This window comes from Pseudoduganella lurida (genome assembly GCF_007830455.1).
In the GTDB taxonomy this organism is placed as follows: domain Bacteria; phylum Pseudomonadota; class Gammaproteobacteria; order Burkholderiales; family Burkholderiaceae_D; genus Rugamonas; species Rugamonas lurida.
The window spans coordinates 174,655-190,237 of the sequence record NZ_VLLB01000008.1 but is presented as its reverse complement, the minus strand read 5'-3'; the positions used below and the strand labels follow the sequence as shown (position 1 = coordinate 190,237).

Below are 15,583 nucleotides of genomic sequence, written 5' to 3'. Positions count from 1 at the left end.
CGCGCCTCCGTGAACCTCCGGTAAGCCTTTACTGCACCAGTTCCGCACCGGCCCAGGCCACTTCGGCCAGCTTGCCCGCCGGGCCCTGCGTGACCAGCTCCAGCGTCTTCACGCCCGCCACGTCGACATCGATGGCGACCGGCTTGGCGCTGGTCTGCTCGAACAGCACCTTGCCGTCTGCCACCAGCTTGTAGGTCAGCGCGCCGCCCCTGGCCAGCGCGCCGGTACGGCTCTGGAAGCGCCTGAATTCACCATCGAGCCGCAGTGCCACGCGCGAGCCGGCCAGCACGCCGAGGCCCTCGGCGACCGCCCTGCCCTCCAGCGTCAGCGGCTTGCCGGACGGCGCCGCATTGGCCTGCACCGGCACCCACTTGGCCGCCTGCGCCGTGGTCAGCACGGCGCTGCCGTCTTCCAGCACCCGCACGCGGGCCGGCACTTCGCTCACGTACACGCGGCCCGGCCGCAAGGCCGCGCCACGCACCGTCAGCAGCGCCGTTTCGCGCGGTGCCAGGTCGACCGTGATCATCCTGTCGACCGTGCTTTCCTTGCCGGTCCAGGCGTCGCGCGTGGTGGCATTCGTCGCCAGCTGCAGCGTCGCCAGCGGCACCGACACGCGGCGCTTCTGGCCGCCGCGGTTGATCAGCGCCACGGCCTTCTGGCCCGACGCTGCCAACGTGCGCACGACCACCTGCGTGTCGCCGGTGCGCGCAATCGTCACGCCCTGGTGGCCGGCCGGATCCTGGTCGATGGCGATCACGGCGCGGTTGCCGGCGATGTCGATCAGCGACTGCGGCATCTTCGTCAGGTCCGCGCCGATCATCAGCGGTGCCGCGGCGATGGCCCACAGCGACAGGTGGGCGCGCGCCTCGACCAGGTGCCGCTCGTCGAATTCGCCGTGGCCCAGCTCCAGCATGTCCGGATCGTTCCAGCGACCGGGACCGGCGAACAGCGGGCGCCCGATGGCGCTGTCGAAATTGAGCAGCATCGATTTCCAGTCCGGCGTGATGTCCGGGCTGGTGCGCCACGACTGGCCATATTTGCCGCCCCAGTTGTTCACGCGCGCCTCGCCCCACGCGCAGATGGACAGCACCACGTCGCCGTTCGGGCGCACCGTGTCGATCTCCTTGCGCAGGTCCGCATACAGCTCTTCCACGCGCGCCGAGCTGGCCGCATCGGGCTTGCCGCGCACGATCCACGGCCCGAAGGCGCGGTGCGTGCCGTCGCGCACCCAGGCCTTGTCCGGCGTGTAGTCGGCCAGGCCGCAGGCATCCACTTTCACATAATCGAAACCGTATTCGCCAACCAGCAGCTTGATGTCCTGCGCCTGGTGGCCGAAGGTGCCGATCTCGCGCTCGACCTGGCTGCCTTCGGGCAGGTTGGGCGAATGGCGGTCCCAGGCCTGCGAGCAGGCGTTGCGGCCGATCTCCGAATAGATGCCGGCCTTGAAGCCCAGCGCGTGCAGGTTGTCCACGAACGGGCGCATGCTGGTGCTGCCATCGGGCAGCGCACCGCTGGGGAACATGCTGGTGCGCACTTCGATGCGGCCGTCGGCGCGGCGCGTGCGCCACCAGCCGTCGTCCATGTTCACATAGCGGTAGCCGGCATCGGCCAGGCCGGTGTTCTTCAGCGCCGCCGCGTTGGCCATGATCTTCGCCTCGTCCACTTCCGTGTGGAAGGCGTTCCACGGGTTCCAGCCCATCGGCGGCGTGAGGGCCTGCGCGGCGGCCATGCCGTACGCGCCGGCCAGCGCAGCCAGCACGGCCGCTTTCATTACTTGCTTCATCGTTGGTTTCTTCATCGGCTTCTTCATCGGCTTCTTCATCGGTCCGGACTTCGTTGGAGACTGCGTCGCTGCCGAACGCGTCTTCATGGCATGCATTTCCATTGCCTCTGGTTTCATGCCGGCACCGCCTCGATCAGCAGGGCGTGGTCGAACTGCAGGGTCAATGTCGGGCTCGCCACATCGAGCTCGCCCAGGTCGCGGCCCTCCACGTAGTCGCGCAGGCGCCAGCGGCCCTTGCCCAGGCCGCGCAGTTCCACCGGCCCGTCCCAGCGGGGCGCATAGAAGGCGAAGTACATGCGGCCATCCTTCTCGATCGCATGCCCCTCCGGCTTGTCGAAGCCGATGTCGTACAGCTCGCCGCGGTACACGCCTTTCGGCAGCATCTTGGCGCGGTAGGCGCCGATCCACTTGCGCCACTTGACTTCGCGCTCGGGCGTGAGCAGGAAGCTGTCCTTCGGCTTCGGGTCGACCGGCCAGGTGAACTTGGTCGACAGCACGGCGCCGATGCCGACGGTGGAGGCGAAATCCTGGCCGCCGTCGCTCAGTTCCACGTGATCTCCGGCGTACGGTGCCGAGGGTCCCATCAGGGCCTTGATCGTCTTGCCCTTGTGGCGCACCTGCCAGGACGACAGCGGGTCCGAGGCCGGCGCCTGGTTCATGTACGGGAAGTTGTGGAAGGCGTACGAGGTGCCGCAGGGGCACAGTTCCACGACGGCGTTCGGGTTCACTTCACGCGCCGTGTCGTACACCATCTTCCAGAAGTCCTGCAGCTTCTCGAACGACTCTTCCGGGCGGGCGTGCTTGTGCGCCGGGTTGTGGCAGGGCGCCACGCCGTTCAGGTGCTGGCCGTCGATCTTGATGCCCTGGTAGCCCCATTCGCCGAAGATCTTGCGGATCCACGTGCGCGTCATCTCGATCGTCGGTTCGTAGGCGGGGCACAGATAAAAACTGTTCCACCAGCTGATCAGCTGCGGCGCGCCGGCGGCGTCCAGAAGCAGCATGTCCGCGTGGTCGTGCAGCAGGTCCGAACCGGGGTCCACCGCCAGCGGCGTGATCCACAGGCGCGCCTTCAGGCCGGCATCCTTGATGGTGGTGACGAGGCCCTTCATGTCCGCGTCGCCGTTCGGGAACTTCTTCCTGTCGAGGTGCCAGTCGCCCTCGTTGTTCTGCCAGCCGTCGTCCAGCACGGCCCATTCCAGGCCCAGTTCCCTAGCCTTCTGCAGCGTGCCCACCATCAGCGGGATGGTGAAGTCGCGCTCGTAGCCCCACGCGCACCAGATGGGCTCGTAGCAGTCTTCCGGGCAGTCCGGTGCGCGCAGGCCCTTCTCGGCCATCACCTGGCGGAAGCTGTCGAGCGCAGCGAAGTAGTCGCCCGTGTGCAGCGCCAGGAAGGTGTCCAGCGTGTCGAGGGTTGCGCCCGGTTCGAGCGTGACGTCCTTCTCGAATTCGACGGCCAGCGACGTGCCGGCATCCACCGCCTTGACGGGCAGTGCCACGAGGCGCGGCACCGTGTCGAGGTGGCCGACGGCCAGGCCGCAGTCGCGCTGCCACACGTCCGCCACCGGCGTGCCGCCGCCGTAGTCGGAGCCGTTCATGCCCATGAAGTTGCGCTGGTCGAAGCCGTGTTCGACGGACTGCACCCAGTCGCGGCGGTCCGGATGCGTGGCGCCGGAATAGGTCCGGAATTCCGGCTTGCGGCCGGCGGCGGGGCGCAGCGTGTGCGCGCTGTTCGCCCAGGCCGAGACCAGCAGCGGCTTGCTGCCGGCATTGCGGTAGGTAACGCGCAGCACCGCGAAGCCGGCATGCCGCTCGTAGAACGTGATGGCGACGGTCTTTTCGATGCCCTCTTTCGCCATGCCCGTGAAGCGGTGCCGCACGCCGGGGCCATGCGGTCCTTCGACGCGGTCGGCCGCCTGGGACGCCAGCGCGAAGCGGCCGATCCAGCGCCCGTTCGGCAGGCGCAGGCGCTCGCTCGGTGCGAACGCCGTCACCGCACCGGCGCGCGGGCCGCGCTTCGAGATCACGCGGCATTGCAGCTCGCCGTCGAACTCCAGCGCCATGGCGGCATCGCCGATGCGCGCCACGTCCTTCCCCTTGCCGGCCGGTGCGCCAGCGGCGAGGCCGGTGCTCGTTGCCACGGCCGTGCCGGCCAGCCATTGCAGCAGGGTGCGGCGGCGTTCGTCGTGCTGGTTCATACGTCTCCTGTCGTGTCCTGTGGGCGCCTGATCGTGTCGGGCCGGCGCGGTCACGAAATAGTAATGAAATGAAAACGAAAAGGCAAACGACTTTCGATTTCTTTCTTTCTTGCGTATTTATTTTCCTTTTCTTTCGTTTTTACGCTGTCAGGATCGGCGCAGTCAGGTCGGCCTGCGGCTGGTGCCGGCGCGCGACCTGGCGTTGAAGAGGTTCAGGCCATACCCGGACAGCGCAATGGCCAGCACCACCGCCTGTGCGGTCAAGGTCTGCACCGTGGGATACATGCCCAGCAGGTCGATGCGCGGTGCCGGAATGGGCGTGACGCCGATCCAGCCCGCCTCCTGCAGCGCAGCCGTGCCCTTGCCGATCAGGATCACGGCCAGTACGGCGACGAACACCGACGTGGCCGAGAAGAACTTCCCGATCGGCATGCGGGCGCTGGTGCGCAGCATGACCCAGGCGACGATGGCCAGCAGCACGACAGCCGTGGCAAAGCCGCCCAGCAGCGCGCCGCCGTTGCCGTCCGCCGCCAGCGCCGAGTAGAACAGCACGGTCTCGAATACCTCGCGGTAGACGGCGATGAACGCCAGCGCGAACAGGGCCCACGCCGAACGGCGCGTCATGGCGGCGGACAGCTTTTCTTCGAGATAGGACTGCCACCGGCCGGCACTGCTCTTCTGGTGCATCCACATGCCGACACTGAGCAGCACGAGCGCGGCAAACACGGCGCCGACGCCTTCCGTGACCTCGCGGCTGGCGCCACTGATGGCCACCAGCCAGGTCGCGGCGGCCCAGGTGACGGCGCCGGCGGCGAGCGCGCTTGCCCAGCCGGCGTGCACGTAACGGAGCACGTCCTGCCTGCCGCCCTTGCGCAGCACGGCGATCATGCCGATGACGATCAGCAGTGCTTCCAGGCCCTCGCGCAGCAGGATCGTGAGCGCGCCGATATAGGTGGTGGCCGGATCGGCGTTGGCATCGCCCAGCGCCGCATCGACCCGGGCGAACAGCGTGTCGATGTGTGCAGCGGCAGCCTCCGCCTGCGCGGGCGTGCCGGTGGACAGGGCCGAGCGGTAGGCCAGCATGGCGCTTTCCACCGCCGCCAGCAGCGCCGGATCGCGCGCGCCGACCACCGGCTCGATGGGCTCGAAGCCATCCAGGTAGGACGACAGCGCAAGCCGGGTGGCCTCGGCGCGCCGGCCGGCGTGCAGGGCAGCCAGGCTGTCCTGCAACCGCTGCCGCGCCAGCGCCAGGCCGGCGGGCTTGCCCCCTTCGACGGCGGCGGGATGGCTGCGCAGATAGGCGATCACGTCGCGCGCCGTCGCTGCCGGCACCGTCTGCGACGCGGCCCGTTCCGTCATCGTGGTGAGCGCGGCCAGGTCGGGGAAACGCGCCTTGAGCGATGCATCCTGCTGCCAGGCCTTCTCGCCGCGGGCGCGCGCGGCCGCATCATGGGACAAGGTGCCGATATAGAACGCGGCGGCCCAGCGGTCGTCGTCGGACAGCGCCGCAAACGCCGGCATCGACGTGCCGGGCACGCCCTGCGTGATGACCTGGTGCAGTGCCATCAGGCTGCGCGAGGCGGCGCGGGCGGCATCCGTGAAGGCGATGGGCCTCGGTTCCAGGCGCGCCGCCAGGGGACCGTCGCCCGCGCCGCCGGCACCGTGGCAGCTGGCGCACTGCGCCGCGTACACGGCCGCGCCGCGCGCCAGGTCCGGCACCTTGCGGGGCGCCACGGGTATCGGATACGCAGCGACCAGCAGCGCGTTCGCGGCGTGGGCGAGGCGCCCCACTTCGGCGCTGTCGGTCTTGCGTTCGATGGCGCTGCGCAGTTGTGCCACCGCGACCTCGATCGCCGCCTTGCCGGCATGGGGCGGCAGCCGTTTCACCTGCGCCGCGGCGCTGTCCGCGAAGTCCAGCATCTCGGCATACTCGGACGCGCTGACGACCGCACCATCGGCCACCGCGCCGCCGTAATCGACCGCCAAGTAATCGAGCAGCTGCCACACCTGGCGCGCATCGGCCGGTGACTGCGCCGGTTCGGCGGCCATGGCCAGCGCAGCATTGAGCAACAGCGTCCAGACCAGCACCAGCATGCGCCACGATGTGTTCACACGTTTCCCCAATGAGAATAATTCTCGATTGTAACCGTGTGCCGGCGCCTTCACGCAATGCGCGTTACCGCTGGCCGTGCGGAGCCAGGTCGGCCGGCACCGTCCTGCGCATGACCTCGATGAACGCGCGCAGCGTGGCGGACTGGTGCCGGCCTTGCGGGAAGTACAGGTGCAGGCCCGCGATCGCGGGGCACCAGTCTTCCAGCACGGCGCGCAGGCGCCCTTCCCGCAGCGGTGCCGCCGCATACAGTTCCGGCAGGTAGGCGATGCCCAGGCCGGCCAGTGCCGCTTCCAGCATCAGCTGCACGTTGTCGAGCGTGAGCGTGCCGGGGACGTCGATCGCCATGTCCTGGCCATGCTTGCTGAACTCCCAGCGATAGCGCTTGCCGCTGGGCAGGCGCTGGCGGATGCACTGGTGCTGGGTCAGCTGGTCAGGCGTGTCCGGGGCCGTGCGTGCCTGCAGATAGGCAGGCGCGGCGACGGCCAGGAACCGGAAATCCGGACTGAGGCGCACGGCGACCATGTCCTGCGGGATCGCCTCGCCGAAGCGGATGCCGGCATCGAAGCCACCGGCCACGATGTCGACGAATCTGCCGTCCGCCACCAGGTCGAGCTCCACCTGCGGATACTGCGCGCTAAAGGCCGGGACGACGCGTTGCAGCAGCAGGCGGATCGCCCCTTCGCTGCCGTTGATCCGCAGCGTGCCGATCGCCTGGCCATGGAGACCGGCCGCGTCGCCCAGCACCGTGTCGAGCCGCTGCAGCACGGGCAGCAGATCGGCCAGCAGGCGCTGGCCCGCCTCCGTCAGGGCGACACTGCGGGTCGTGCGGTGCAGCAGCCGGATGTCGAGGGCCTGCTCCAGGCCCCGCATCGCATGGCTGAGCGAGGACGGCGTGACGCCCAGCCGGTCGGCGGCCTGGCGGAAACTGCGCAGCTCGGCGATCAGCGCGAAGGCATGCAGGTCCGCAAGCGCCGGCTTTTTCGAGGACGAGAAGATTGCTGAAAACATTTCACTGACCCAGGCTATTTATCGGTTATTCCCGCATCAATGATACCGCGCTAGCATGGCTCCATCATCTTTCAAGGAGAGCGCAATGAACAAGACCTGGCTGGTTACCGGCACCTCGAGCGGCCTCGGTCGCGGCCTGACGGAACGCCTGCTGGCCCGTGGCGACACGGTGGTGGCCACGGCGCGCAATGCCGCCGCCCTGGACGACCTGGCGGCGCAGCATGGGCCCCGGCTGATCGTGCTGACGCTGGACGTCACGCAGCCCGAGGCCATCCGCGCGGCAGTGGCGCGGGCCTTCGCGCAGGCAGGCCGGATCGACGTCGTCGTCAGCAACGCCGGCTACGGCCTGTTCGGCGCAACGGAGGAAGTGACGGATGCGCAGATCGAACGGCAGGTCGCCACGAACCTGCTGGGCTCGATCCACCTGATCCGCGCCGTGCTGCCCCACCTGCGCGCGCAGGGTGGCGGGCGCATCGTGCAGGTGTCTTCCGAAGGCGGCCAGATCGCCTATCCGAACTTCAGCCTGTACCACGCCACGAAATGGGGCATCGAGGGCTTCGTCGAATCCGTGGCCCAGGAAGTGGCGCCGTTCGGCATCGACTTCCTGCTCGTCGAACCGGGACCGACCGGCACCGGTTTTGCCGACGGCCTCGATCACGCGGCGCCGCTGGCCGCCTACGAGAACACGCCGGCCGGCGAGGTGCGCCGGGCCATCGCCTCGGGCGCGTTCGAGATCAGGGGGGACGCGGCGAAGTCGGTGGATGCGATGATCGCGATGGCCGACAGTGCGGCGCCGCCATTGCGCCTGGCACTGGGCAGCACGGCCTACGAGAGCATCCGCCACGCGCTGGCCGGACGGCTCGACACGCTGGAGCGGCACAAGGCGGTCACCCTGTCGGCGGATGTCGACGGCTGAACGGGCGCGCGCGGGATGCAACGATGGCAGCCGGCGAGCTGCCATTTTGTCGTGCCGGCGCTTAGAATACGGCGCCCACAACCCACAGGAGAGAGAAAAAAATGAAGAAGCTGTTCGTGATGCTGGCGGCCGTCGCGCTGTCCGCCTGCGCCGCACAAGCGCCCGTCCCGGTCAAGGGAGGCTTTGCCAAAGGCGCCGATGTCGGCTGGCTGCCGCAGATGGAAGCCACCGGCTACAAGTTCTACAACCGGCAGGGCCAGGAGCAGGATGCCATCGCGATCCTGAAGGACCATGGCATCGACACGATCCGCCTGCGCACCTGGGTCAATCCGTCCGACGACCGCGCCAGTGGCCACAACAGCCGCGACGAAACGGTGGCGATGGCCGTGCGCGCGCAGCAGGCCGGCATGCGCATCATGATCGACTTCCACTACAGCGACAGCTGGGCCGATCCGCAGCAGCAGAAAAAACCCGCGGCCTGGGAGGGCCATCCGTTCCCGCAGCTGCTCGACGACGTCTACGGCTATACGCATGACGTGATGAGCGCACTGAAGAGGGCCGGCGTCACGCCCGAGTGGGTCCAGGTCGGCAACGAGACGGCGACCGGCATGATCTACCCGGAGGGCCATACGGACAACTGGCCGCAGCTGGCGCAGCTGATCAACAAGGGTTACGACGCCATCAAGGCCGTCAGCCCGACCTCGAAGGTGATCCTGCACGTCGACCGCGGCAACGACAACATGCGCTTCCGCACCTGGTTCGACAACGCGCAGCGGCACGGCGCGAAGTACGACGTGATCGGCCTGTCCTACTACCCCTACTGGCTGGACGGCAGCCCGGACTACACGGCCTCCATCGACGACCTGGGCCGCAACCTGAACGACATGGTGGCGCGCTACGGCAAGGAAGTGATGGTGGTCGAGGTGGGCGGCGAGGACGACAAGGTGCAGAACACCCACGACATGCTGGTGGCCGTGCAGCGCAAGGTGAAGGCCGTGCCCGACCACAAGGGCCTCGGCGTGATCTACTGGGAACCGCAGGGCGCGCGCAGCTGGAGCAAGTACAAGCTGAGCGCGTGGGGCGAGGACGGCAAGCCGTCGAAGGCGCTGGAAGCGTTCCTGGTGGAGTGAGCCATCCGCGTGGAGCGGCGCGCCCGACTGGCGGCGCGCCGCTCCACGCGGCGTTTCGCACAGCGCACACGCCGGATGCAAAAAGGGCAGCCACCCGGGCTGCCCTTTGAAATTCTGGAGCGGGAGAAGAGTCTCGAACTCTCGACCTCAACCTTGGCAAGGTTGCGCTCTACCAACTGAGCTACTCCCGCTTGGAGTGTGTACTGCGCCGTTCGCCGACAGGGTGATGAAGCTGCCTCGTCGCGAAGAGGCAAAAGTATAACAGCTCGACGGCAGGTGTGCCAATGTTTTCTCGCCGTGGGCCTGTCACCCCGCCGCCACCTTCGGCGCCAGCGGCATCACCTGCGCCGTGGTGGCCCCCTTGCGCGATGCCACAGCCGGCTGGTCGAACCGGTAGCCGGCGGCGTCGTGCACTTCCCACTCGCCCTCGCCCTTCAGGCGCAGCACGTGGGTGTGGTGCCGCAGCACCGCATCGCGGTGGGCGATGCTGATCAGCGTCGTGCCGCTTTCGCGCAGGCGTTCGTACAGCGAGGCCTCGTTGGCGCTGTCGAGCGCGCTGGTGGCCTCGTCCAGGATCACGATGCCGGGCCGGTGCACGAGCACGCGGCCGAAGGCCAGGCGCTGCTGCTCGCCGACCGACAGCACCTTGCCCCAGTCGCGCACGCCATCCAGGCCACCGGCCCGTTCGGCCAGCTGCGGCAGGTGGACCTCTTTCAGGATGGCCAGCATCTCCTCGTCGCTCAGGTCGGAATGCGTGCTCGGGTAGATCAGCTGGCTGCGCAGCGTGCCGGACTGCAGGTAGGGCTGCTGCGGCAGGAAGAAGAAATCGTCCAGCGCGGGCCGCTGGATGACGCCGCTGCCCGTGTTCCACAGGCCGGCGATGGCGCGCAGCAGCGAGCTCTTGCCGCAGCCGCTCTCGCCGGTGATGAGCAGGGCGTCGCCCGGCTGCAGGGCCAGGGACAGTTCCTTGACCAGCATCCGCTCGGCCTGCGGCGTGTGCAGCGTGACCGCTTCGAGCCGCACGTCGGCGCCGGTACGCGTGGCGATGCGGGGATGCGGGTCCTCGGCCGGGGCCGCCGGTTCCGTCTTCGGCAGCACCAGGTTCGACAGCGCCTGCAGGCGGTCGATGCCGGCCACGAAGCGGCTCAGGCTTTCGAAGTTGTCGACGATGACACCCACGGCGCCCAGCACGGCGGTGAACGCGCCGGCCGCCTGGATCGCGCGGCCCACTTCCAGCTCGCCCGACAGCACGCTGCTGGCCAGCAGCATGGCCGGCAGCACGAGCGTGAGCTGGCTGAAGGTGCGCTGGAACAGGTTCAGCGTGCGCTGCTTCTTGATCAGGCGGGACCAGTTGTGGATGACCTTGCCGAACTTCGTGTCGATGTGCGCACGTTCCTGCGTTTCGCCGCGGTAGAAGGCAATCGATTCGGCGTTCTCGCGCACCCGCATCAGGCTGTAGCGGAAGTCCGCCTCGCGGCGCAGCTGCCAGAAGTTCAGGTGGATCAGCGGCTTGCCGAACAGGTACAGCGCGATCGCCGTGCCGGCCAGCGCGTAGACCGCCAGCACGGCCACCAGCAGGTGGGAGATCGACCACAGCACGGCGCTGAAGGCCACCAGCTGCATCGCCGAACCGAGGAAGATCAGCAGGAAATTGATCGAGCGGCCCGTGAACGTGTTGATGTCCTCGCTGATGCGCTGGTCCGGGTTGTCGATTTCGGCATTGGCGTCGAGCTCGTAATATTTGCGGCCTTTCAGGTAGCCGTCCAGGAAGCGGCCCGTCAGCCACTGCCGCCACTGGTTGGCGAACAGGTCGCGCATGTAGTAGTAGAAGGCGTAGCTGGGCACCGCGAACGCCAGGATGATCAGGCAGGTGCGCACCGAGGTCCAGAACCGGTCGCCGTTGCGGGCCGCCAGCGCCGAGGTCATTTCGCCGGCCTGGTTGTTCAGCATGACGGCCAGCTGGGTCTCGACCAGCATCAGCACGATCAGCAGCGTCAGCAACAGCCATGCGCGCTTTTTTTCTTCTTCCTGCCAGTAGGGTTTCGCGACTTTGAGGAACTGCTTCCACGCGCCGACGGACAGGAGCGCCTTGCGGCGTTTTTTCCGGGACGGGATTGGCGGTTCATCCGTCAAGGTGCTGTCGGGGGCTGATGTGGGCATGGCGTTCTTCTGTGTTGAGCCGGCTGTGAGCGGATCCGCCGGTTCGGCAGTCTGCTGCCCTTCCCATGCCGGCGGTTCCCGACCCGGCAAGCCGTAATCCGCCGAGTCACGTGCCCAGCATAAGCGCTCATCCATACTCGTTCAGTGCGGAAACAGACAGAGGAGGCCGGAATGTGGCTTGCAATGCGACAGTATCAGACAAAATATTGCCTAGTAGCATTGAAAAGGTCGCATCGGCATCCGCGTGATAAGGTTTTGTCCACATTCCCGTCAACGATTTCAGGCCCGGTGGCCCGCTGCTCCGGCGGCCCCTGGCCCACACGAAAGGAAAACATGAACCGTTTCAACGACAAGACCGTCCTCGTCACCGGCGCCGCATCGGGCATCGGCCTGGCCACCGCCCGCCGGTTCCTCGCTGAAGGCGCCCGCGTGGTGATGCTCGATATCGACGGCGAGAGCCTGCAGAAGGCCGTCGCCGCACTGCCGCAGGACCGCGTGCTGCTGCAGGTCGGCGACGTCGCCGACAAGGCCACCGCCACCGCCGCCATCCGGGCCGCGGTCGACCGCTTCGGCGCGCTGCACATCCTGATCAACAACGCCGGCATGGCCGTCGAAGGCGACATCACGCAAACGAGCGAGGAAGATTTCGAACGCGTCATGGCCGTCAACGTGGGCGGCTACTTCCACATGGCGAAGGCGGCGATGCCGGAACTGGTGAAGACACGCGGCTCGATCGTGATGACCTCCTCCGTGTCCGGGCTGGGCGGCGACTGGGACATGTTCGCCTACAACACGTCGAAAGGCGCCGTCAGCAACATGGTGCGCGCCATGGCGATGGATGCGGCCAAGGATGGCGTGCGCGTGAATGCCGTCAATCCGAGCTTCACGAAGACCGGCATGACCGAGGACATGATGAAGAAGCCCGAGCTGATCGCCAAGTTCAACGAACGCATGCCGCTCGGTGCGCCGGAGGATCCGGAGGGGATTGCCGCCGCGATGGCGTTCCTGGCCAGCGACGATGCGCGCCTGATCACCGGCGTGAACCTGCCGGTGGATGCGGGGCTGCGCGCTTCCAACGGCCAGCCACCGCAGTAAGAAGGTCCGGTGCGGGCGGCGCTGCGCAACGAGCCAGCGCCGCCCGGCAAGCGCCTAGAAGTTGACGGGCAGGCGCACCGACAGCGACACGTCCGGCGTGTCCTGCGTGAGCCCCGCCCCGACCGTGACATTGAGCGTGCGCTGGCTGGTCAGCCGGTAGGAAAACCCCATCAGCAAGGTCCCCAGCTGGGTGCGCACGGAACCGGGCACCGGCACGCCATCCTGCCTGGTGCGCGCCATCGAGCTGTGGTCGTAGCCGAGGCTGAGCGAGGCCTTCTCGTTCAGCGCCAGGCCCATGCCGAAGTTGAAACCGAACACGCCGCCCGGCTTGATCTCGCCCAGCCACTCCATCTCGCCATTGAGCACTTCGCGCGACACGTCCTTGCGCTTGATGGTGTGCAGGTAGCTGACGCTGCCGAAGAAAATCGCCGGGTCGGACGGAAACAGCCAGGTCAGGCTGGGCTGCACGCCATAGAAGCCGGAACCGGTCGGCAGGTCGAGCGGCAGCCCCGTGCCCGTGGCGTTCTGGCCCACGCAGCGCTGCGTGCAATCGGTGACGACCTCGAACGGATCGCGCCCCGTGCGGGTCTTGACCCGCAGGCCGGCGATGTAGTACGCCTGGTCGATGCCGCCGTCATTGAGCTGGTGGCGCAGCGACAGCTCCACGTCGCCCAGCGCGCGGCCGCTGGTCGCGAACACCCGTTCGACGGCGGTGCCGGTAAACAGCTCGCGGCTCACGGTGGAGTCGGAGCGGTACACATACGGCACGCGCAATTCGAGTTCGGTGCGGTTGGTCAGGCCGTAGCGGCCCGTCAGCGCGCCGGTGAAGCTGTTGCGCTTGACCTCGCGGACATCCACCAGGCCGACCAGCAGCGCCGGGATGATGGTGTAACCCACCAGCGCCACGCGGTTGCTGGACGAGTAGCCGAACTGGAACGACGGCTCCAGCACGTAGCTGCCGCGCGCGGTCAGCACGCCGGGCGCCTCGAACAGCGGTGCCACGGCGGGCGGCCGGCTGTCGCCCGATGGCGCCTGGCCAACCGCAGGTGCGCTGGCCTGGGCGGCAGGTGCGGGTGCGGCCGGTCCCTGCCCCGGTGCCTGCAGCGGCGGCAGGGGTTGCGCCTGTGGTGCGCCACCGGCGCCGCGCAGCGATTCGAGGACCGCGCTGGCCAGCGGACGCCGGACCGGTCCGGCACCGTCCGCCGGTACTGCGGGTGACGCCTGCCGCTGCTCGGCAATCGCCCCGAGTTCGCCGCGCAACTGCTGCAGCAGCGCGCGCTGTTCGGCCAGTTCCCGCTGCAGCTCGCGCAGCTCGGTTTTCAGCTGCGTCGTCAGTTGCGTCGTCAGTTGCGTGCTCGGTTGCGTGCTCGGTTGCGTGCTCGGTGGCGGCGTCAGTTGCGTCGCCGCCGCCGCCGCAGGCGGCTGGTCCGGCGCTGCCGCCACCTCCTGCGCGAACGCATGGGACATCAACAGGGTCAGGCCGGCGGTGCCGGCGCGCAGGGTCGGGACAAGGGGCATGCGTTTCCTCCAGGTGGATGCGGTCAGCGCGGGACGATCGGGACCGCCAGTGCCTGGCGCAGGCTGTCGCCGAAGTTGAGGTTCTTCAGCACGGCCAGGCTGTTGACCGTGGCGTCGATCGTCGTCTGGGCGCGGATCAGCTGGTCGCTGGCGCCGTTCTGCAGCACCAGCCCGGCCATCGGCGTGCCGGCCCTCTGCAGCGCATCGCCGGCGCCGGCCTGGAAGGCCTGGAAGGAGGCCAGTCCGGCACCGCTGGCGGCCGCCCGGGCGACATCGGGGACGACCAGCTGGCTGCTGGCGACCGTGCTCCCGTTCAGGCTCAGCAGGCGACCCACGGACAACGACACCAGCAGGCCGTCGCCGGCATCGAAACCGCCGCGCGCCGCGCCCAGGATGATGTCATCGACCTGGCGCCAGGCGTCGGGCGCCTGCTGGGCGAGCGCGGGCGGCGTGCACCACATCGCGCACAGGATCGGCAGAAGGATTTTCATCGTTGGCTCGCTTTCATCAGTAATCGCCCGCGTCGAACTTGGGCAGCGTGATGCGCTGCAGGCTGTCGCGGTCCAGTGCCAGCGCGGGCTGCAGGCGGGGTGCCGCGGACCAGTCCTCGCGCGTGTTGAAACGGGCCTGGCCCGGCCGGTCGTGGATGACGAACAGCAGCTGGTTGAGCCAGATACCCTCGAACGTCGCGCGGGGCATGGCGCGGGTGCCGCCGGCCGGATCGCCCAGCAGCACCCGGCCGTCCTGCACGCCCTTGACGACGACGAAGTGGTGGTAGCCCCGCTCGGCGACCAGCACGATGGCCGGAAAACCCGCCCTGGCCAGGTCGTCGAGCGGCTGCTGGAAGCCGTCGGCCCGGAAGCCGTGGGCGGCCAGGTAATTCTTCATGTCCAGCAGCGAAAAACCTTCGCGGCGGATGCGTGCCTGGTCGCCGCGCTGGAACATCTCGGCAAAGGTCTGCTGTTCGGTGACCTGGTAACCGTAGTGGTAGGTGAGCAGCGTGGCCAGCGCGGCCGAGCCGCAGCTGAAATCGAACTGCTGCCGTACCGTCGAGGCAAAGCGCGCCTCCTTCATGCTTTTCACCTGCACGCGTACCGGCCCGCCCCCTGCCAGCGGCAGGTCGGCCGCACAGGCCGGCGCAATGCAGGCCATGATGGAGGCCATGAGGGAGGCCGTCATGCAGACCACCCGCCAGTGCGCCGTCATTTGAATTGCACGTTGACGATGGTGGCGTTCTGGATCAGCACATTGGCGCCGGAATTCTGGATCACCATCGGCAGGCCGGATGCGTTGCTGAACGCCCCATCGGTAATGATATTGGCGCCGGTGACGACATTGGTCGCCGCGTTGCCGCCCACCGTGCCATTGAGTTTCATGTCGCTCCACGGCGTGTCCGTGCCGCCGCGCAGTTCGGCCAGCCGTTCGTCCGCGATGGCCGGTGCGGCCTGGCGCTGCGGGCTCGAAGCTGCCGGCAATGCTGCCGGTTCGGGCGGCACCGTCACGCCGGTCGACGGAGCGGGCAAGTCGGTGCGCGGGGTCGCGGGTGCGCCGCTTGGCTGTCCCTGCGCGGCCAGGCAATGGGCCGCCAGCACCACGACGCCGGCCACACATACCAGTCGCCGCAGCGGGCCGATGGCCCGTGGCGTATCTCGTTCTGCATGCATA

At 68.2% G+C, this 15,583-nt stretch carries 12 protein-coding genes and 1 tRNA gene; 3 read left to right on the top strand and 10 right to left on the bottom strand.

The genetic code is table 11. The annotated features are described in order from the left end of the window. Nucleotides 1-28: 28 nt before the first annotated feature. The 4 genes from IP91_RS20700 to IP91_RS20685 all read right to left on the bottom strand — a co-directional run bounded on the left by IP91_RS20700 (nt 29) and on the right by IP91_RS20685 (nt 7,099). Nucleotides 29-1,870 (bottom strand): NPCBM/NEW2 domain-containing protein, encoded by a 1,842-nt coding sequence (locus tag IP91_RS20700; RefSeq protein WP_158643180.1) that lies wholly within the window; start codon nt 1,868-1,870, stop codon nt 29-31. Between the two features lie 26 nt (nt 1,871-1,896). Next, nucleotides 1,897-3,978, bottom strand: coding sequence for a glycoside hydrolase family 36 protein (locus IP91_RS20695; RefSeq protein WP_145651487.1), 2,082 nt, complete (start codon nt 3,976-3,978; stop codon nt 1,897-1,899). Between the two features lie 162 nt (nt 3,979-4,140). Continuing rightward, entirely contained in the window at nt 4,141-6,072 is a 1,932-nt protein-coding gene (locus IP91_RS20690; RefSeq protein WP_145651590.1) for a cytochrome c/FTR1 family iron permease, read from the bottom strand. A gap of 82 nt (nt 6,073-6,154) precedes the next feature. Further along, a complete protein-coding gene (locus IP91_RS20685; protein ID WP_145651485.1) occupies nt 6,155-7,099 on the bottom strand; it encodes a LysR family transcriptional regulator in 945 nt (314 codons plus the stop codon). Between the two features lie 85 nt (nt 7,100-7,184). On the opposite strand from IP91_RS20685, the gene IP91_RS20680 reads away from it, so the two are divergent. Together IP91_RS20680 and IP91_RS20675 are read left to right on the top strand one after the other, a co-directional pair. Continuing rightward, nucleotides 7,185-8,015: an SDR family oxidoreductase gene (locus tag IP91_RS20680; RefSeq protein WP_145651483.1), complete on the top strand. Its 831-nt coding sequence runs from the start codon at nt 7,185-7,187 to the stop codon at nt 8,013-8,015. A 101-nt stretch (nt 8,016-8,116) separates the two neighbouring features. Next, the gene (locus IP91_RS20675) at nt 8,117-9,145 is read left to right on the top strand and encodes a glycoside hydrolase family 53 protein (protein ID WP_145651481.1); all 1,029 of its coding nucleotides are present in this window, start codon (nt 8,117-8,119) and stop codon (nt 9,143-9,145) included. A gap of 115 nt (nt 9,146-9,260) precedes the next feature. On the opposite strand, the gene IP91_RS20670 is transcribed toward IP91_RS20675, so the two are convergent. Then, a tRNA-Gly gene (locus IP91_RS20670) sits at nt 9,261-9,336 on the bottom strand. Between the two features lie 115 nt (nt 9,337-9,451). Then, on the bottom strand, nt 9,452-11,305 hold the full coding sequence (locus IP91_RS20665; protein WP_145651478.1) for an ABC transporter ATP-binding protein/permease: 1,854 nt from the start codon (nt 11,303-11,305) through the stop codon (nt 9,452-9,454). A 333-nt stretch (nt 11,306-11,638) separates the two neighbouring features. Here IP91_RS20665 and budC point away from each other — a divergent pair, with 333 nt between their 5' ends. Continuing rightward, nucleotides 11,639-12,400, top strand: coding sequence for a meso-2,3-butanediol dehydrogenase (gene budC / locus IP91_RS20660; protein ID WP_145651476.1), 762 nt, complete (start codon nt 11,639-11,641; stop codon nt 12,398-12,400). 54 nt (nt 12,401-12,454) lie between these two features. Here budC and IP91_RS20655 read toward each other — a convergent pair whose 3' ends face one another. The 4 genes from IP91_RS20655 to IP91_RS26280 are packed head-to-tail and all read right to left on the bottom strand — an operon-like array spanning nt 12,455 to nt 15,582. Further along, a complete protein-coding gene (locus IP91_RS20655) occupies nt 12,455-13,918 on the bottom strand; it encodes an acetate kinase (protein WP_229474753.1) in 1,464 nt (487 codons plus the stop codon). 23 nt (nt 13,919-13,941) lie between these two features. Then, entirely contained in the window at nt 13,942-14,409 is a 468-nt protein-coding gene (locus tag IP91_RS20650) for a hypothetical protein (RefSeq protein WP_145651475.1), read from the bottom strand. A gap of 16 nt (nt 14,410-14,425) precedes the next feature. Beyond that, complete coding sequence (locus tag IP91_RS20645) at nt 14,426-15,097, bottom strand: C39 family peptidase (RefSeq protein ID WP_145651473.1); 672 nt, start codon at nt 15,095-15,097, stop codon at nt 14,426-14,428. A 23-nt stretch (nt 15,098-15,120) separates the two neighbouring features. After that, entirely contained in the window at nt 15,121-15,582 is a 462-nt protein-coding gene (locus tag IP91_RS26280) for a hypothetical protein (protein WP_199754675.1), read from the bottom strand. Nucleotide 15,583: the final 1 nt, after the last annotated feature.